The sequence below is a fragment of the Chryseobacterium sp. CP-77 genome, from assembly GCF_036362765.1.
Taxonomy (GTDB): Bacteria; Bacteroidota; Bacteroidia; order Flavobacteriales; family Weeksellaceae; genus Chryseobacterium; species Chryseobacterium cupriresistens.
Genome location: NZ_CP143637.1, coordinates 933696 through 952840, shown reverse-complemented (window position 1 = coordinate 952840; position 19145 = coordinate 933696). Strand labels below are relative to the sequence as shown.

Genomic DNA, 19145 nt, shown 5'->3' with positions numbered 1-19145 from the left:
AATCAACTGTATATGAATACGAAACTATTTTTTAATGAATTTTTGGGAAGATTTCCCTAAAGAAGTTTCAATATCAATTAAATAAGTTCCGCTCAGGAAGTGTTTAACCTCAACCTTATCACCAATAACTTTTGCATTCATTTTTCTTCCAAACATATCATAAACAGAAATTGATTTAATTTCCCCTTTTGTTTTAATATTCAATACATCAGAAACCGGATTTGGATAGATGGAAGTTTCTGAGTTGGTTGTATCAACGTCTGCAGTGGAAAATGATAATGCACAAGGTGTTGTAATACTGCCATTTGGTTGTGTATTATATGCAAACTCAGTGACAGAATAATTTGAACCATTGGCCCCAACGCTCACTTTGAAATAGCCGTTAATATCGTAGCCTTCGAATTGGTTTCTAAAACCAACATAAGCGGTTTTACCAGACCAGGTAGTATAGGTAGGAGTATACACATCCAGTTGTCCGGGAGTCCAAGTTGGATACCCTATATTATTTGCATTCGTTATAGTGGTGCAGGCTGGAATTAAACTAATATTTCTTGTTCCTGTTTGGCACACTAATCCTTTCCAATAAGTTTCCAATTTTAATTGATTGGCTCCATAGTACCAGGCGCCATATCCAGCATCATCACTAAGCTCCGGGTTAATGATAAAATATTTCCAAGTTGCCCCTGAGTTGGTGGTTACTGTTGTTGGTGTTGGGTTGGCATAACTTTCCAGAGGAGTTCCTGTAACTATTTTGTAAGGATCTTTATAAGAAAAAGTTAATGCCAAAGCTGTTGTTGATCCTAGTGAAGTTGTTCCTCCTGCTATAGCCGGATTCAGGAATGTAATTGATGAATTCAGGACCTGGCTTTTAGAATGACTGGTTGCAGCACCATTGATGGTAAGTGTAGCTGTAGTAGGGCTTGTAACTACTATACTTGCAGTTAATCCTGCTGGCAATGAAGACGTGAAATGAGTTCCTGAAGTAAGAGTTGTTCCATTTGGCAGGGCAAATGTTGCTCCGTTTAGCGTAATCTTTGATGCAGGGGCAGATGCTACTGTTCCATCTAATGACACGGCTCCATTATTGTTTAAATTCTCTGTAAATGTACTGTTGCTAAGGGTTAGCCTAGGTGGCGTATTGGCAACTCCGGTTGCGGCTAAGTTGGCAGGCTGCCATAAATTTATTCGCGAAGGATGGTTTAATGCTGCCAGCATTCTGTTAACCTGTCCGTTGGTAAACATTTTATAACAGCCGGAAGAGCCGTTGTATCCCATATAGTTTTCAACGTTTACTTTTTGTCCAAGACAATTGTTACCAGCGTTACATCCCAATCCGGAAGATGCATTTTCTACAGGGGTGTCAGCAACTCCATCCCCATCATTACCAGGGTTTGTAGTTGAACACAGAACATTGAACGTGTGCTGAAGATTTAGCCAATGCCCGAATTCGTGAGTGAATGTATCAGAAAACTCGTTTGAAGCTACTGTTCCTGCAGCATTAAATATATAACGTCCGTTATAAACAACTCTGGCTGTATTTACTGAAGTCATGTATGAATCCGGATACCAGGCAACTCCTGACTGATATAAATCTTTATTAGCATACAGGTCATTTTGGATATACACATTCATATACTTTGTATTATCCCAGGCATCCGTTCCAATTTGTGCATCATATCCGCCTCCGTTGCCATATCCGCCTTTGAAGGGGTGAAATACCACTCCGCTTGTTGCTTTTCCGGTTGGATCAATTTTAGCTAATCGAAATTCAATGCTTAATGCTCCTCTGATAGATTGAAAGTCAGGATCTACAGTATTTGAATCAGTGTTGATTCCATTGAAATTTAAGTTGATCTGTTCCAGTAAGTCAACTACTTTTTGGTAATTTACTTTTACATTGCTCTGAGATTCTCCATACACATGAAAAACCACAGGGATGATGTAAGTTGGATTGCTGATCCTACTATTATTCAATGAATTTTTGTTCGATCCCATTTTTTTTATGAACTCTTTGGTGTATTTCTCAAAGTTTTCATATTCAGCCTTAGATTCAGGATGCAGTTCAAAATGTTTTTTCATCATTTCATCTGCTTTACACTCACGAGGTCTGTTTTCCTGAGCAAAACCTATTGCTGGAAATAAGGAAACAAGTAATAGTAATTTAAATTTTTTCATAAATTTTTGGATTTGGTGGTTAATAAATTATTTAAATGATCAAATTGTTTTGGGTTTAACTTGGTGTGTTATGTGATGTTTTTTAACTAAATCTCTCAGGGTTGAATATCTTTATATCAACCGTTGGTTTTTGGTCATTGGCAAGTTCTGAAACTGTTTTTCCAAAAATGGGTCCCAAGCTTAGTCCCATCATACCGCCTCCGCCTGCGATAATCAGGTTCTTCAATTGGGAAGACTGTCCTAAATACGGAAGTCCATCCGGGGCACAAGGCCTGTATCCGAACCAGATTTCAGATTCTTTTGGGGTTTCAACCTTGAAGTCGGGTAAATAGTTGGGAATAGACCGGATGATTCCTTCTACCCTTTTCATATTAATTGTATCCTGATGGGAAGCCAGTTCCATCGTTCCGCCAAAACGGATCTGTCCGTTCATTGGAGTTACTGCAACTCTGGCTTCGAGTAATAAAGCGGCATGCTCCAACCTATTGAGTGGATTTTCCGGTTGGTGCATCAACGAATATCCTTTTCCGGGCATTAAATGGATTTTAAGACCTGCTTTCTGAGCAAGTTCAGGCAAGAATGAACCTCCCGTCATGATAAATTGGTCTGCAGTAAATTCTTTACCATTTGCTATGACCGTTTTAATCTTGCTGCCGGAAGTTTCAAAGTCTGTTACCCGATGATGGGTATGAAAAATGACATCATTATTTTTAAGATAAGAAATCATTTGTTTCATCAGCTTCATGGGATTCATGTGGCCATCGCATTTATAATTGATTCCTCCGATAACATCCAGTTGAACATTGGGTTCAAGTTCCTGAATTTCTTTTTTACCCAGAATATCAACGGGTAAACCCATACTGATTGCCTTGTGGGCAAGCTCTGTTTCTTCTTCCGCAACTTTCTCAGTTTTATAGAGCATTAAAATACCATTCTGATTCAGCTCAAAATCAAATTCATCTTTTTGCGCGATCTCATTATAAAGCCTGCTGCTTGCCAGGTTAAGATCCCTGATGGCTGCTGCAGAATAGTCAACATGTTTCTGGTTGGAATGTTTTAAAAATTTCAATCCCCAGGATATAAGTCTCGAATTGAGTGAAGGTTTTACATAAAACGGACTTTTACTGTCGAACATCCAGCGTATTCCCTGTGCTACAACTCCCGGTGCTGCCAATGGGGTAAAATGACTGGGTACAATCATGCCTGCATTGCCATAAGAGCAGTTGTTGGTGAGGTCATTCTGCTCCAGAATTTCCACCTGCCATCCTTTTTGCAAAAGATAATACGCTGAGCTTAATCCTGCTATTCCTGCACCTATGATGAGTGCTTTTCCTTTATTCTGTGCCATATGCCTGTTACATTACCTGAAAACCCTGCCAATAAGGATCTTCATCATCAATAATTATATGATTGTATCCGGTAATTCTTGCCCATCCTTCTACTGACGGAATAATGGCTGCTTTTCCATCAATAGTTGTGGTTTCTTCAATTCTCCCGATAAACCGGGAACCGATATAGCTTTCATGAATGAATTCTTCCCCTTTCTTCAGTTTTCCCTTAGCATACCATTGGGCCATTCTTGCCGAAGTTCCCGTACCGCACGGCGAACGGTCTAAAGCATTTTCACCCACCAATACTGCATTTCTTCCACTGGCTTCAGGATCTGTGGGTCTTCCCGTCCACTGAATATGGCTTAATCCTTTAATGTGTTCAATTTCAGGATGAATGAATTCATATTTTTCATTGAGTAATTTTCTGATAATTTTTCCATAATGAATGAGCTGGCTGGCCGTAAAATCAGAAATATCCCTGAAATTTTCCTGAGGATCTATAATCGCATAAAAATTTCCGCCATAAGCAACATCGGCTCTTATTAATCCCAGATCCGGACATTCCACTTCCAGGTTTTCAGCATACAGGAAAGACTTTACATTCGTCAGCTTTACAGACTTTACATTTTTCCCTTCCTGTACATAATCGATGAGGATAAGTCCTGCAGGTGTTTCAAGACGTAATTTTCCCGGAATTGTAGGTACGACAAGTCCTTCCTCAATGGCAATGGTAACCGTTCCGATGGTACCGTGTCCGCACATGGGAAGACATCCGCTGGTTTCAATATATAAAACTCCGATATCGTTATTTTCATCTACAGGAGGATACAGCATACTTCCGCTCATCATGTCATGGCCACGGGGCTCAAACATTAATCCCTTTCTGATCCAGTCGTATTCTTCCATAAAGTGCAGCCGGCGCTCCATCATGGAATTTCCTTTTAAAACAGGGGCACCTCCTGCCACAAGACGTACAGGGCATCCACAGGTGTGAGAATCTATACAAAAAAATGTTCTGTTCATGTGGTCTGTAATTTTAATGATCCTGAATTCACTGTTCCATCCACCATTCTGCTGATCTGCAATGGATTTGCATTCTTCAACTCATCCGGTAAGAATTCATCCGGCCAGTTCTGAAAGCAAATCGGACGGACAAATCGTTTCACAGCATCCGGCCCAACGGAGGTAAAACGGGAATCGGTAGTAGAAGGAAACGGACCTCCATGCTGCATGCCATAGACCACTTCTACTCCTGTAGGCATTCCATTGAATAATAATCTTCCGCATTTATCTTTCAAAATAGTAATCAATGTACTGTTATCGCGAACATCTTCACGGGTCGCTGCGATGGTGATGGTTAATTGCCCTTTTAGCTGTTGGGCAATTTCAATGAGTTCTTCATCTGTTTCACACTCCACAACAATACCAAATGGGCCAAAGACTTCTTCACTTAATACCGGATTATTCACGAAATTTCCGGCACTGGTTTTTATCACGGTTGCGTTGCCAGAAGAATTTTCTGTTTCTGCTGATGCAATGATTTCAACATCAGGCTGTTTTAATGCAATGCTTTTGTTTTTTTCGAAATTATCTAATATTCCTTTGTGAAGCATTTTAGCGGGAGCCACTTTTTGAATTTCTTCTTTTAATGTATTGATGAAACGGTTAAACGACTCTCCTTTCAATGCTATAAACACTCCCGGATTGGTACAAAATTGTCCTACACCCAGCGTTAAAGAACCGATATATTCCTTTGCCAATGCTTCAGCTTTGGTTTCAAGCAGGTTTTGAAAGGCAAATACCGGATTGATACTTCCCATTTCTGCAAATACAGGAATAGGATTTTCACGACGGCTGGCAATATCAAACAATGCTTTTCCGCCATTAAATGAACCCGTAAACGCAATAGCCCGGATGTCCGGATGCTGAGTCAGATAGGTACCAATCTCATAAGATGATCCGGTAATATGGCTGAAAATTCCTTCAGGCCATCCGAAAGCTTTAACAACAGCGCTTATCGCATCCGCCATTATCTGTGAAGTCTGTGGATGTGCCGGATGCGCTTTTATAATAACAGGACAGCCTGCCCCGATTGCACTGGCAGTATCGCCTCCTGCAGTAGAAAATGCAAAAGGAAAATTACTGGCTCCGAAAATAACAACAGGTCCGATGCCTACATTGTATTTCCTAAGATCTCCTTTTTGTTTTTCAGGCTGGGCAAGATCAATTCGGGCTTCTGTATAGATTCCGTCAGCAACAGCTTTTGCGTAGCTTCTCCATTGTCCTGCTGTTCTTGCCTTTTCTCCGGTAAGTCTGGCTAATGGCAATGCCGTTTCGGTATGAGTAACTGTTAAAAGTTCTTCTCCCAAGGCTTCAAGCTGATCCGCTACAGCATTCATAAATTCAGCCCGATCATTGATGGTGGTGTTTTTCAGAAACCGGAAGGCTTCAACCGCCATCTGCACTCTTTTGTCTATATTTTGAGTTGATGTTTCTTCCATCATAGCTGTATTTCTGGAATTAATAATACGGGACGATTCGCTCTTCCTTCTTCAATAATTTTTTGAATTCTTTGAGCTTCCTCTCCATGAAGTTCAAGACGTGGAGCTCTCACATAAGGATTGCTTATCCCTTCTGCTGATGCAGCAAGCTTGATATACTGGATAAGTTTAGGGTGAATGTCAAGTTCAAGCAATGGCATAAACCATCTGTAGATGGCAACCGCTTTGTCGTATTCGCCTGTTTTAACATAGTTGTACATGGCCATGGTTTCATTAGGAAAGGCATCTACAAGACCTGCCACAAGGCCGTCAGCTCCAAGCATCAGGGTTTCCAGGCAAATCGTATCTACACCTCCAAGAATTTTGATTCTTTTCCCAAAACGGTTAATCATTCTGGTTACATTCGCCAGATCTCTTGTTGATTCTTTGACAGCCTGAATGGCTGGATATTCAATAAGCTCCTCAAACATGTCAAGGGTGACATAAATTCCGTAATCTACAGGATTATTATAGATAAGGATCGGAAGATCCGTAGCGGAAGCCACTGCCTTGAAATACTCAACCACTTCACGGTTATCAGCTTTGTAACGCATTGGAGGAAGAAGCATCAGGCCGTCTGCACCCAATTCTTTTGCTTTCTTAGCGAAGTTGACAGCATTTTTGGTGGTATTTTCAGAAAGATTAAGAATGACAGGAATTCTGCCCTGTGTTATTTTTTTTGCGTATTTCAGCAGTTCAAATTTTTCTTCCGTTTCCAACGCACTGGCTTCCCCTAATGTTCCTGCAAGGATAATTCCATGAACTCCTGCTTTAATCTGGGCTTCTGTATTGACAGCAAACATTTCAAAGTCTATCTCACCCTCTTTTGTAAAAGGCGTTAATACAGCAGGAAAAATACCTTCCCAGTTTAGTTTTGTACTCATATCAAATAATATTTATTCAAAACTAGGTGAATTTTAAAACGGTAAATGTTAATATTTTAATGTATTCTAACCGTATTTTAACATGTTGTTTTTTATTGCTGTATGGTAGCCTCTTTGTAATGTTTCAGGTATTCTTTAGGAGAATATTTCATGATGGATTTGAAGACCCGGTTAAAATTGGTAAGGCTATTGAACCCACTGTTGAAGGCAACAGAAGAAATACTGTACATATTGCTGGCAGTCAATAGTCTGCAGGCCCGCTGTACCCGAAGCTCATTAAGATATTCAATATAAGTGATGCGGGTACGTTTTTTAAAAGAACGGCAAAAAGCCTGAGGCGTCATACAGGCTTCTTTGGCAATCAGATCAAGGGTAAGCTTATGTTGGGTGAAATTTTTCTTGATAAAAGTCTGGGCATCAATAATTCTTTTGTCTGTATCTGAAATATGATCAGGCAGTTTCTTTTCCGGAGATAAGGGAATATGCAAATGCCTGTTTTGCATAAGATGGTTTAAAATTCTTATAAAATCTATGATCTGATCTACACCTTTTGTTTTTTGTAAAGCCGCAATATTTTCTCCGATACTTTTTGTCAGCCTTGAAGCCACCTGGAAACCTACATCTGAATGACTGATAAAGTTTTTAAGTTCCTCAAATTCCGGTAAGTCGAAAAATGCAGCGATCTTTTTATGAGGATCAAAAAAAATAGAGATGGAATGAACCTTCTGTTTTTCATTTTTTTCAAAATTACCTCTGAAAACATGGGATTGATTTGCTCCGAGATAGAAAATATCACCCGCCTCAAAATTAAAGAGCTTCTGTTCTATGGCCAGTGTTCCATGTCCTTTAAGGATCCACATGATCTGGGTTTCGGTGTGGCGGTGGAAATAAGGATAGAAATTAGGCATTATATCTTCCTGAATACGTATACTTTTGTTGGTATCGGCAGGAACAGAAAACTGGAGACTCTTCATCATACTATGAATGCTTTACCGGGTTATTAGATTAGCAAGGTTAAAATATTGCTGAAGGTAAGCAAAATATGAACATTAAATATCATATTAAAATCCAAATTTTACATATTCTTATTTTTAATGAATAAAGTACTATAAATACTACAAAATCGTAACTTTAAAGTTTTAAAATAAAAACTATTCATAATATGTTTTCAGCACAAACTTATCAAGACAGAAGAGCAATATTACAGAAAAATGTATCCAATGGAATCTTATTATTTCTGGGAAATATAGAGAATCCTGTAAACTTTGAGCACAATCCTTATTATTTCCGCCAGGACAGTACCTATTTATATTATTTCGGGATTCAGGAACCCCGCATTGCAGCTATTATCGATATTGATGAAAATAAAACCATCATTTTCGGTGATGAGCTAAGTATAGATGAAATTGTATGGATGGGAAGGCAGGAAACCCTTAAGGAAAAAAGCCTGAAATCCGGTGTTCAGGAAACGTTACCTTACGCAGAACTTGCCCAATATATTGTAAAAGCCCAGGCTTCCGGTAGAAAAGTGCACTACCTTCCTCCCTATCAGTCTTCCAATAAAATTTTGCTGGGAGATCTTCTTGGAATTGAAATTAAGGATTTGCAGCCTTCTGCGGAAATGATCAAAGCGATTGTCAAACAACGTTCTGTTAAAGAAGCTCAGGAAATTGTACAGATCGAACAGGCTGTAAATGTATCCAATGAAATGCATTTGCTGGCCATGCGTCTTGCGAAACCCGGAATGAAAGAATATGAAATTGCCAATGCGATCCAATATCTCGCCGCCAACCAAGAATGCCAGATGTCTTATCCTCCCATTGTGACGATCAACGGAGGTATTCTGCATAATCATTACCGTCTTAATACCATGAAAGAGGGAGACCTTTTCCTGAACGATTCCGGAGCAGAAACTTCAATGGGATATGCAGGTGATCTTACCAGAACCTTTCCTGTAGGCAAAACATTTACAACGAAGCAAAAGGAAATGTATGAAGTGGTTCTGAATGCTTTTAATCAGGCCCAGAAGCTTTTAAAACCGGGAGTACGGTTTAAAGATATCCACCTGAAAGCAGCACAACATCTGGTAGAAGGACTTGTCGATCTTGGACTGATGAAGGGAAATCCCGAAGATGCTGTAAAAAACCATGCTCATACGTTGTTTTTTCAGTGTGGACTGGGACACATGATGGGACTTGACGTACATGATATGGAAGACCTTGGAGAACAATATATTGGCTATACTGAAGAAGAACCAAAAGATACCAAAACATTCGGACTGAAATCTTTACGTTTAGGAAAAGCTTTGGAGTCCGGTTTTGTAGTGACAGTTGAGCCTGGTATTTATATGATTCCGGAATTGATAGACATGTGGCAGGCCGAAAATAAAAACGCAGACTTTATTAATTATGATAAAGTAAATGAATACCGGAATTTCGGTGGAATCCGTGTGGAAGATGATTTCCTGATTACGGATGACAGTTACAGACTTTTAGGTAACGGATTGATCAAAACTGTTGAGGACATTGAAAATTACAGAGCTGAACATCTGGCTTAATCCAAATTATATTTATGAAGAACATAAAAAAACTAACAGCTATTGCATTGTATTTTCTGTGTTTGTCACCATTGGCGGCACAGAAGACACAATGGACTCCCGATGGCAACGCTTATTATTCATTTACTAAAAAAGGGGTTGAAATTGTTGATCTATTGCATCCCGGAAAAGATCAGACGCTCTTAAACAGTAGTGAACTGATTCCTGCCGGAAGTTCCAATGCTCTGCAGGTACAGAGTTTTCAGGTATCTCCTGATGGAAAAAGCCTGTTGCTATTTGCCGATACCAAAAAAGTATGGAGGGATAATACCCGTGGAGATTACTGGATTTTCGACAAAAACACCAAAAAACTGCTCCAGCTTGGAAAAGGTTTGCCGGCTTCATCGTTAATGTTTGCAAAATATTCACCTGACGGAAAAAAAGTAGCCTATGTTTCTAAGCATAATATCTATATTGAGGATCTTTCAAATAATCAGATCAGTAAAATTACGAATGATGGTACCGACAGAATGATCAATGGTACTTTTGACTGGGCATATGAAGAAGAATTCGGAACGCAGGATGGTTTCAGATGGTCTCCGGACGGCAGGAAAATTGCCTACTGGAAAATGGATGCCCGAAGTACCAGGAATTTCCTGATGATCAATAATACGGACAGTCTGTATTCGTTTACCGTTCCTGTAGAATATCCGAAAGTTGGAGAAAATCCTTCAGGATGCAGCATCTGGTTTTATGATCTGGCTTCCCAATCGACAAAAAAGGCTGATATAGCAGGTGATGAAGTACAAAACTATATTCCCAGAATGGAATGGGTGCTGGATTCCAGATCGGTCATTCTTCAGCAGCTGAACAGAAAACAGAATCAAAGTAAAATTATTGTTGCTGATGCGGATTCCGGAAGCAGCAAGACCATTCATACAGAAACAGATGCAGCATGGATTGATATAAAATCCCGATGGAATGATAATGATCCAAGCGGCTGGGACTGGATTGAAAATGGGAAAGAATTTTTGTGGCTGTCTGAAAAAGACGGATGGAGACATATTTATAAAATAGATATGAGCGGTAAAGAAACATTGATCACAAAAGATGCTTTCGATGTTATCAAACCTGAATTTTTTGATGTTCCCAATAAACTGATCTACTTTTTGGCTTCTCCAGATAACGCCACTCAGAAATATCTGTATAAAGTAAGTATGAAAGGCGGAAAAGCTCAAAAAGTAACGCCTGAAGCTTTTAAAGGTTCTAACCAATATACGATTTCACCTAATGGAAAAATCGCTATGTTTACCAATAACAGTGTGAATGCCATTTCCATTGGATCTGTGATATCGCTTCCCGATCATAAAGAACTGGTTGCTGCCAAAAGATCTGCAAAAGCCGACCCGGCAAGATCTAAAGCAGAATTCTTCCAGATTACAACACAGGATGGCGTTACAATGGACGGCTGGGTAGTAAAACCTAAAAATTTTGATCCCAATAAAAAATATCCTGTTGTTTTTACAGTGTATGGAGAACCGGGATCTCAAACCGTTACCGATAATTTCTACACAGGCTGGAATTATTTATATACAGGCGATATGGCAGAAGACGGCTATTTATATGTGTCCCTTGAAAACCGCGGAACTCCTTCTCCAAAAGGACGGGAATGGAGAAAATCTATTTACCGGAAAATTGGGCAGCTCAATATCCGTGATCAGGCAATGGGAGCTAAAGCCTTATTCGCAAAATGGCCTTATATCGATACTTCAAGAGTTGCCGTGTGGGGCTGGAGCGGCGGAGGTTCTTCTACCCTGAACCTTTTAGGACAATATCCTGATATTTACCAGACAGGAATTGCCATTGCACCCGTTGCCAATCAGTTATTCTATGATAATATCTACCAGGAACGCTATATGGGTCTCCCACAGGAAAACAGAGAAGATTTTGTCAAGGGTTCTCCGTTGGCCTATGCAAAAAACTTAAAAGGAAATCTTCTGCTGGTTCACGGAACGGGAGATGATAATGTACACTACCAGAATACGGAAGTATATATTAATGAACTGGTAAAATATAACAAACAGTTTCAGCTGATGTCTTATCCTAACCGTACCCATTCTATTAATGAAGGAGAAGGAACATCACTGCATCTGGCTACCATGTTTACAAAATACCTGAAAGAACACTGCCCTCCGGGAGCAAAATAAAATTGAAAGTCTCACATGGATGTGGGACTTTTTTGTTTCAACACACTTGGACCAATAAAAAATTCCCCGGATTACTCCAGGGAAAATAAGTGTCAAAACCTATAATTTTTTATAGTGGTGTGAAATGATGTACCTGGAAAACAACAATGGATGTGCCAAATTAGTCACTGTTTTATGAAATCTGACTTTTTGTGGTACCTTTTTAATTTCACTTTAGTATTCTTCTGTTTTTACAGGATTATCATTACATTTGAATGAATAATTTCCAACATCATTCATGAAACTACCTCTCTCCTACTATTCCAATCAGGACGTTCTTTTTCTGGCCCGGGATCTTTTGGGAAAAGTACTTTTTACAGAGCTCAATGGTGAAAGAACAGCAGGAATCATTGTAGAAACAGAAGCTTATTTTGGCGTGAAAGATAAAGCTTCGCATGCCTATGGCGGCAGACGGACAGACCGTACTGAGACGCTCTACAGCCATGGCGGAGTTTCTTATGTGTATCTTTGCTACGGAATCCATCACCTTTTCAACGTAGTAACTTCAGTAGAAGACGAGCCTCATGCCGTTCTGGTAAGGGCTATTGAACCTTTGATCGGTAAAGAAATTATGGAATTGAGGAGGAATATGCCTGCTTCAAAACCAGCCATTTCTGCAGGTCCGGGATCAGCGGCCAAAGCCTTGGGCATCGACCGTTCATTAAACCGAAAAGATCTTTCCGGTCATGAAATCTGGATTGAAGATCATGGTATTTCGTATCCTCCGGCTGAAATCATTGCAGGTCCCCGGATAGGTGTCGCCTATGCACAGGAGGATGCGCTTTTACCCTGGCGCTTTTTTGTGAAAGGAAATAAATATGTGAGCAAGCCCAATAAGTAGAATTATGCACTTTCATATGATACTATTCTATTGAAAATGCAAAACGTTTCATCTTCTCTAAAGTACATTCTATCTCTGTTTTTTGTCGGATCACAAAGTTTATAGTGTTGATTATAAATGGATAATGGTAGCTTTGTGCTGTAATAGCAATGAATTTTCTTTAATAGATTTTCATTCAAAATATCATTAAAACAAATAGTATGAACTGGATTGCATTAATTATCGCAGGAATTTTTGAAATCGGATGGCCCTTAGGGCTTAAACTTTCTCAACAGCCGGAAAATAATAAGTGGAGCTGGATTATTTTTTCAATTCTATGCATGTCTGTTAGCGGTGGATTTCTCTGGTTTGCTCAAAAAAGCATTCCTATCGGAACTGCTTATGCAGTATGGACGGGAATTGGTGCTGTAGGAACGCTATTGGTGGGAGTACTCTTTTTTCAGGATTCTGCCAGTATTTTAAGATTATTATCAGCATTACTGATTGTCGTAGGAATCGTTGGCCTTAAATTATTTTAAAAAATTGGCTTAAGACTATCATGAGTCATAAGCCAAAACATTATTCAACATTCGAATAATAAACCAACCACATTTTATTGTATTATTGCTTTTCGCCTTCAAAATAAAAAGCTACCTCATTTTCGGATGCTTTCTGAGTGCTGATCTGAAGTGATTTTGATGAAATCATGTAGTTAAAACTACCCTGGCTGTCATTGCCCGAAACACTTACTCCGGCAGAATTGGTAACATTGAAGGTTTTAGAGGTTGCTGCTGAATACGCTTCACCTGATTTAGGCTGTACTTTAACATAGGAATCACCTGTCTTTGAAACATTAACTATTGCATTGTAATAATCTTGTCCCTGGATTTTCATGGTACCCTTGAATACTCCTGTTGCTACTTCAATGCCATGTGAGTCGGGAGCCGGATCATCATCGTCACTGTTTTTACAGCTGAAGAAAATACTTCCTAAAGCCAACATTAAAAAGAATCTGCTCCTCAGTTTCGAAATTCCGATTACTTTCATAATTCAAATATTTATTATTTACAGTTTCAAAGATGTACAAATGAATATGAACCGGAAAAAAATAGCTATAAATGGGCAATTCCAATCTATCAACTTCTTTTTGATAAAAGTCTGTATTGCAAATACAGGTTTAATAATGGATGAAAAATAAAATAATAAGGATATTAAATTAAAATAGTAAGACTAAAGCTCTATCAATGGTTTATAAGTTCTCCCCACAGGCAGCTTTTTTCCATTCACCTGAATAATATTGGCAGATTTTACCTCTATTTTTGACCGGGAAATAATATAGGACTTATGGATGCGGGTAAACATTTTGGGGTTCAACGTTTCTTCTATTTTGCTGATGGGCATTTTAAAAGTGAGAGTCTCCGTTTTTGTATGAATATTAATGTATTCTCTTAAACTTTCGATGTAAATAATATCCTGGAGAATAATTTTAACCTTCTTTTTACCACTGTTCAGGAATATAAAATCGCGTTCAGAAACTTCGAGTAATGCATCTTCTGCTTCCATTAAATGCTTGAATTTATCAATAGCAGTCAGAAAGCGGTCATATGGAATGGGTTTCATCAGATAATCCGTGATATCAAGCTCATAGCCTTCTACTGCATATTGATGATAAGCTGTTGTAACAATGACAAAAGGAGGATTTTTTACTTTCCTTAGGAAATCAAAGCCCTTTACAACCGGAAGATGAAGATCAAGAAACATTAAATCTACATCATGAATACTTAAAAGACTGCTGGCATATACTGCATCTGCACATTTTCCTACCAGATTCAGTTCCTGATCCCGTAATATAAAATTTTCTAGAATTTCTGCTGCAATAGGTTCGTCTTCTACGATAATGCAATTGTATTTTTTAGGAGCTGATGGTGTCATGAAAATCAATGGTTAAAGTTATAGTATAGCGGCTGCTCTTATCTTCCACGGAAAGCGTATGTTTTGGATAAAGAAGTTCAAGTTGTCTCCGGATATTTTTCAGGCCTATTTTTGTGGAATTTTTATGAAATTTTTCCTGCCTGGAATTTTCTACAAGGTAAGTAAGCTTTCCGTTCTTTAAATGAATATCAACGGTAATAAATGCTTCTCCCAGGCTTTCGGAAACGCCATGTTTAAAAGCATTTTCTACAAACTGTATCAATATCAGGGGGGAAATTTCCTGTGAAGGATTATCAATATCTTCAGCAAAATTCACAGTCAGCTGATGGTATCGGATCTTCTGAATCTGTATAAAATCTTTAATATTTTCAATATCCTTGGCTATAGAAATGTTTTTTTCTGCAGCTTCATAAATATTATACCGCATTACTTTGGAAAGCTGCAGAATAACATCGGGAGTTTCGTCTGCTTTTTTAAGAGCCATTCCGTAGATATTATTGAGGGTATTGAAAAGAAAATGGGGATTGATCTGTGCTTTCAGCATGGTAAGTTCCTGATCCAGTTTTTCTGACTTTAATTGAGATATCTGTTCTTTGAGTATATTCTTCTGCCGGGTAATTTCAACCCCGAAAATAAGACCTGCCATAAAAATTAGATCCATAAAAGAATTGAAAGCCACATAACCATTGATAAATCCGGAAACCTGCTTGCCGTCCAGTGTTTCAATAACACCATAGATATCTGGATATATGATAAAATGCGTTACAAACCGGTGACCAAAAACAGCAGCTGTTACCGTGAAAATATAGAGAATATATTTAATGACTAATTTAAGATCAACCCTATCGTATATATACAGCAATACATAGGCTAACGGAATTTTAACCAGAAAATAACAGAGTTCCAGCATAAGGGCATTCTGGAGCCTTATCTGCCATTTGAAATCAGGAAACTGATACCTGGACCAGTAAAAGTCAAGGTAAACTTCCAGCGTATAATACAAGATCCAAAAAAGCAAATGAATCCGCCATTTAGATTGACTGTCTGATTTCAAGCTTATGATGATTTAAAAGTACAAAGTACGATTTGTTAACCCAAATATAAACATATAAGTCTATCAAATGAAGCCAAAAATCTACAAACTGTTTCTTCTGAATCATCTTACTTGCAAAGATTCCTGAATAGCTTAACTCTTATTTTTATTCATAAAATATAAAGAAACTTCAGGATACATGAGATTGAAAAAGCAGAAGATCAGCAGGACATTGAATTCAATTCCATTGGTTCCGCCTCCTACTACAAACCAACCATTTTGCCAGTGAACATAATAAATTCCGGAAATAAAAATGAGAATATTAAAGACAGCTACAGGCTTGATACATTGATCAATCCAGAGTAAAGGCACTGATAAAAGATGAGTCAGTTTTATGGCCCATGCTATATAAATTCCTGCAGGGCTGAAACCCAATCTGTCCAGATACGCATGTCCGAAATCATTCACATCCCCACTGAAAATAGAAATCACACTATGCATCAGTAATATCACTGAAAGTGCCAAACGAAGGTAAAAACTCTTTTTCATAAAACAAAATTAGTATGCGAAAACATACACTTATCATTTTGTATATCAACAACTTTGTAAAAGGTATAAAAGTTTTAATTTCAACGCAAATGGCAATTTTTTATTATTGAGATCTATTTATGCAATATTAAATCTTTTTAATATTTCAATATAAAGTGATTTAATAAATACAATTTAGTATATTTACATTCAGATAAGACATAATAATGAATTTCCCCATAATCAGTAATCGGTCTTCATAAGATATTTTACCTGGTTATAAAAACGATTCTAAGACACAAATGCTTCTATCTTTTTCAACTAAAAAGAGTGGTACAATAACTTACCACTCTTTTATATTATCACCGGAAAAATAACTTGTTTTAATTCTGTATCAAATTTTTCTTAATAAAATTTTCAAGTTCCTGGCCATGAAGGTTTTTAGCTATAATCGTTCCCTGTCCGTCAATAATAACATTAAAGGGAAGCTCATCTACTTCATACAGTTTTGCTACAGGGCTTTTCCAGAATTTTAAATCGCTGATCTGTATCCAGTTGATCTGAAACCTGTCGATTGCTTTCTGCCAGCTTTCCTTATTCTTGTCTAAAGAAACGCCCACTATTTCAAACTGATTTTTTTTAACCTGCCCGGAATAGCTATCATACATTGTTTTCAGTTGAGGTTGTTCTTCTACGCAGGGTGCGCACCACGTTGCCCAGAAGTCGATCAGAACCAGTTTCCCTTTTAATGCTGAAAGAGAAAATGAAGTTCCATCTGCCTTGGTCATTGTTATTTCAGGAGCTTTCTTCCCTACTTCTATGGTGCTCTGGGCAGAAATATACCCTGAAAACAGTATGAAAAATAATATTGTTAAAGAGTTTTTCATATTAATCATTTGTAGGATAATTTTTATCCAGCCAATCTGTTTTGATGTTTTTCGGAAGATTTAAAAGTTTTGCATTTTTGAAGCCCAATTCCATTAACAATGCAAATGCAGGACGGATATTAGGACATTTTACAAAAGGACAGCAACCGCAATAGATCACAATTTCTCTGTTCTTAGGAATATCTTTAAGATAATTTCTCAGTTTTTCCAGATTTTCAGGTTCATGAGTCGGTCCGATGTCTACAGAACCTTTCACAATAGCTTCAGGACCTACTGAAATGATGACCAGATCCTTTGTTTTTTGATTTTCAATTCTGGAAGCCAATAACGCCGGATCCATCAGCTGGCTGTCTTTCCATGGATCCTGTTTTTGCTGTGCCTGACTGAATATGGAACAAACCAGGCAGGCAATGATAAACAAATACTTCATACTTCTATTTTTCACAAAGATAAGTTGAAAAGTTCAGAGTTCAGGGCTGATTACTCAAAGCAGGCTTATTTAAATTTTTAATTTTAAATCCGATTCCGAATAATTTTATACATTTATCTATAACAAATACTTTTAACAATGGAAGAAAAATTCCAGCCCGATGCAATTATTATCGGAACCGGACTGGCAGGGCTTACCGCGGCGATGGAAATTACCAATGCCGGAAAAAAAGTATTGCTTCTGGATCAGGAAACAGAGCAGAATATCGGTGGACAGGCATTCTGGTCCTTTGGAGGATTATTTCTGATTAATTCTCCCCAGCAAAGAAGAATGGGAATCAAAGATTCTTATGAGCTGGCACTGCAGGACTGGAAAGGTACCGCTGGTTTTGACCGTCCGGAAGATTACTGGCCCCGCCAGTGGGCTGAAGCTTATCTGAAATTTGCTGCCGGTGAAAAGTATGATTACATTTCCAAACTGGGAATCAGGCTGATGTTTATGGTGGGCTGGGCAGAGCGTGGCGATGGTTCGGCAACGGGCCATGGAAATTCCGTACCCCGTTTTCATGTGAGTTGGGGAACAGGCACAGGCGTGGTAAAACCCTTTGTAGAAAAAGCTTACAAAGCTCAGGAAAAAGGACTGCTTCAGATGAAATTCAGACATCGGGTAACTGAATTGATAGAGGAAAACGGCAAAATGATAGGCCTTAAAGGAGATATTCTGGAAAATGATAACCAGGAAAGAGGTGCTGCAACGAACAGGAATATCATCTCTGCATTTGAATATACAGCTCCTAATATCATCATCGCTTCAGGAGGAATTGGTGCCAATCATGACCTGGTAAGAAAAAACTGGCCGGAAAGATTGGGAAAAGCACCTGAAAATATGGTCTGTGGTGTTCCTGCTTATGTGGATGGAAAAATGATAGGCATTGCAGAACATGCTGGAGCTCATATCATCAATCCGGACAGGATGTGGCACTATACGGAAGGGTTGCAAAACTGGAATCCTATCTGGCCTAATCACGGAATCCGCATATTGCCCGGGCCTTCATCATTATGGTTTGATGCGAAAGGAAAACGTCTCCCCGCTCCTTTTCTTCCCGGTTTTGATACATTGGGGACTTTACAGTATATCCAGGAAACCGGATTTTCTTATTCCTGGTTTATTCTTACCCAGAAAATTATTAAAAAAGAATTTGCTCTTTCAGGTTCGGAACAGAATCCGGATATCACCAATAAAGATTATGCTCTTTTTTTGAAAAGGATTTTTGGTAAAAAAGCTCCGGGACCGGTAGAGGCTTTTAAAGAGCACGGAAAAGACTTTATTGTATCAGACAACCTGGAAGATCTGGTTAAAAGAATGAATGAACTGGCAGGAAATAATCTCCTTAAATATGAAAAGATAAAATCACAGATTGAAGCGAGAGACCGGGAATTAAACAATAAGTTTTCAAAAGACACTCAGGTTAATTACATCAGAAATACAAGGAATTATTTAGGGGATAAATTGGGAAGAGTTGCTGCTCCGCATAAGATCTTAAATCCTGAAAACGGGCCTTTGATTGCGGTACGTCTTAATATTTTAACCCGCAAAACTTTGGGCGGAATAAAAACCAATCTGAATGGTCAGGTGCTGAGAGAAGACGACAGGATCATTGAAGGATTGTATGCTGCCGGAGAAGCTGCAGGCTTTGGAGGCGGCGGAATGCACGGTTACAGAGCTCTGGAAGGAACATTTTTAGGTGGCTGCATCTTTTCAGGAATGAAAGCCGGACAATATATTGCCGGACTTTAAAATTGA

General features: G+C 38.6%; 17 protein-coding genes. 5 read left to right on the top strand and 12 right to left on the bottom strand.

Annotated features, from left to right (window positions below):
* Positions 1-24: 24 nt before the first annotated feature.
* The 6 genes from V0410_RS04160 to V0410_RS04135 form a co-directional block, all read right to left on the bottom strand.
* Positions 25-2175, bottom strand: a complete 2151-nt coding sequence (locus V0410_RS04160; RefSeq protein ID WP_330746442.1) for a zinc-dependent metalloprotease — start codon at positions 2173-2175, stop codon at positions 25-27.
* 82 nt (positions 2176-2257) lie between these two features.
* Entirely contained in the window at positions 2258-3523 is a 1266-nt protein-coding gene (locus V0410_RS04155) for an NAD(P)/FAD-dependent oxidoreductase (RefSeq protein WP_330746441.1), read from the bottom strand.
* 7 nt (positions 3524-3530) lie between these two features.
* Positions 3531-4529, bottom strand: coding sequence for a 4-hydroxyproline epimerase (locus tag V0410_RS04150; protein WP_330746440.1), 999 nt, complete (start codon positions 4527-4529; stop codon positions 3531-3533).
* The gene (locus V0410_RS04145; protein ID WP_330746439.1) at positions 4526-6010 is read right to left on the bottom strand and encodes an aldehyde dehydrogenase (NADP(+)); all 1485 of its coding nucleotides are present in this window, start codon (positions 6008-6010) and stop codon (positions 4526-4528) included. The genes V0410_RS04150 and V0410_RS04145 overlap by 4 nt, the downstream gene beginning before the upstream one ends.
* Complete coding sequence (locus V0410_RS04140; protein ID WP_330746438.1) at positions 6007-6930, bottom strand: dihydrodipicolinate synthase family protein; 924 nt, start codon at positions 6928-6930, stop codon at positions 6007-6009. Before V0410_RS04140 ends, V0410_RS04145 begins: the two co-directional genes overlap by 4 nt.
* Before the next feature lie 92 nt (positions 6931-7022).
* A complete protein-coding gene (locus V0410_RS04135; RefSeq protein WP_330746437.1) occupies positions 7023-7907 on the bottom strand; it encodes a helix-turn-helix domain-containing protein in 885 nt (294 codons plus the stop codon).
* A 185-nt stretch (positions 7908-8092) separates the two neighbouring features.
* Between V0410_RS04135 and V0410_RS04130 the strand changes: the two genes are divergently transcribed.
* From V0410_RS04130 to V0410_RS04115, 4 genes are all read left to right on the top strand, one after another.
* On the top strand, positions 8093-9487 hold the full coding sequence (locus V0410_RS04130; RefSeq protein WP_330746436.1) for an aminopeptidase P family protein: 1395 nt from the start codon (positions 8093-8095) through the stop codon (positions 9485-9487).
* Between the two features lie 14 nt (positions 9488-9501).
* Positions 9502-11673 carry a S9 family peptidase gene (locus V0410_RS04125; RefSeq protein WP_330746435.1) on the top strand — a complete coding sequence of 724 codons (2172 nt, stop codon included), beginning with the start codon at positions 9502-9504 and terminating at the stop codon, positions 11671-11673.
* Positions 11674-11950: 277 nt separating this feature from the next.
* The gene (locus V0410_RS04120; protein WP_330746434.1) at positions 11951-12553 is read left to right on the top strand and encodes a DNA-3-methyladenine glycosylase; all 603 of its coding nucleotides are present in this window, start codon (positions 11951-11953) and stop codon (positions 12551-12553) included.
* Between the two features lie 200 nt (positions 12554-12753).
* Positions 12754-13071, top strand: coding sequence for a DMT family transporter (locus V0410_RS04115; RefSeq protein WP_110011253.1), 318 nt, complete (start codon positions 12754-12756; stop codon positions 13069-13071).
* A gap of 82 nt (positions 13072-13153) precedes the next feature.
* Here the strand turns inward: V0410_RS04115 and V0410_RS04110 are convergent, their stop codons facing one another.
* The 6 genes from V0410_RS04110 to V0410_RS04085 all read right to left on the bottom strand — a co-directional run bounded on the left by V0410_RS04110 (position 13154) and on the right by V0410_RS04085 (position 17342).
* Positions 13154-13579: a hypothetical protein gene (locus tag V0410_RS04110; RefSeq protein WP_330746433.1), complete on the bottom strand. Its 426-nt coding sequence runs from the start codon at positions 13577-13579 to the stop codon at positions 13154-13156.
* A 183-nt stretch (positions 13580-13762) separates the two neighbouring features.
* On the bottom strand, positions 13763-14464 hold the full coding sequence (locus V0410_RS04105; protein WP_330746432.1) for a LytR/AlgR family response regulator transcription factor: 702 nt from the start codon (positions 14462-14464) through the stop codon (positions 13763-13765).
* On the bottom strand, positions 14445-15482 hold the full coding sequence (locus V0410_RS04100) for a sensor histidine kinase (protein ID WP_330746431.1): 1038 nt from the start codon (positions 15480-15482) through the stop codon (positions 14445-14447). Before V0410_RS04100 ends, V0410_RS04105 begins: the two co-directional genes overlap by 20 nt.
* 168 nt (positions 15483-15650) lie before the next feature.
* The gene (locus tag V0410_RS04095) at positions 15651-16046 is read right to left on the bottom strand and encodes a DoxX family protein (protein ID WP_330746430.1); all 396 of its coding nucleotides are present in this window, start codon (positions 16044-16046) and stop codon (positions 15651-15653) included.
* Positions 16047-16408: 362 nt separating this feature from the next.
* Entirely contained in the window at positions 16409-16912 is a 504-nt protein-coding gene (locus V0410_RS04090; protein ID WP_330746429.1) for a TlpA family protein disulfide reductase, read from the bottom strand.
* A 1-nt stretch (position 16913) separates the two neighbouring features.
* Positions 16914-17342, bottom strand: coding sequence for a rhodanese-like domain-containing protein (locus tag V0410_RS04085; RefSeq protein ID WP_216444578.1), 429 nt, complete (start codon positions 17340-17342; stop codon positions 16914-16916).
* A 138-nt stretch (positions 17343-17480) separates the two neighbouring features.
* On the opposite strand from V0410_RS04085, the gene V0410_RS04080 reads away from it, so the two are divergent.
* Positions 17481-19139 (top strand): FAD-binding dehydrogenase, encoded by a 1659-nt coding sequence (locus V0410_RS04080; protein WP_330746427.1) that lies wholly within the window; start codon positions 17481-17483, stop codon positions 19137-19139.
* The last annotated feature ends 6 nt before the right edge of the window (positions 19140-19145 follow it).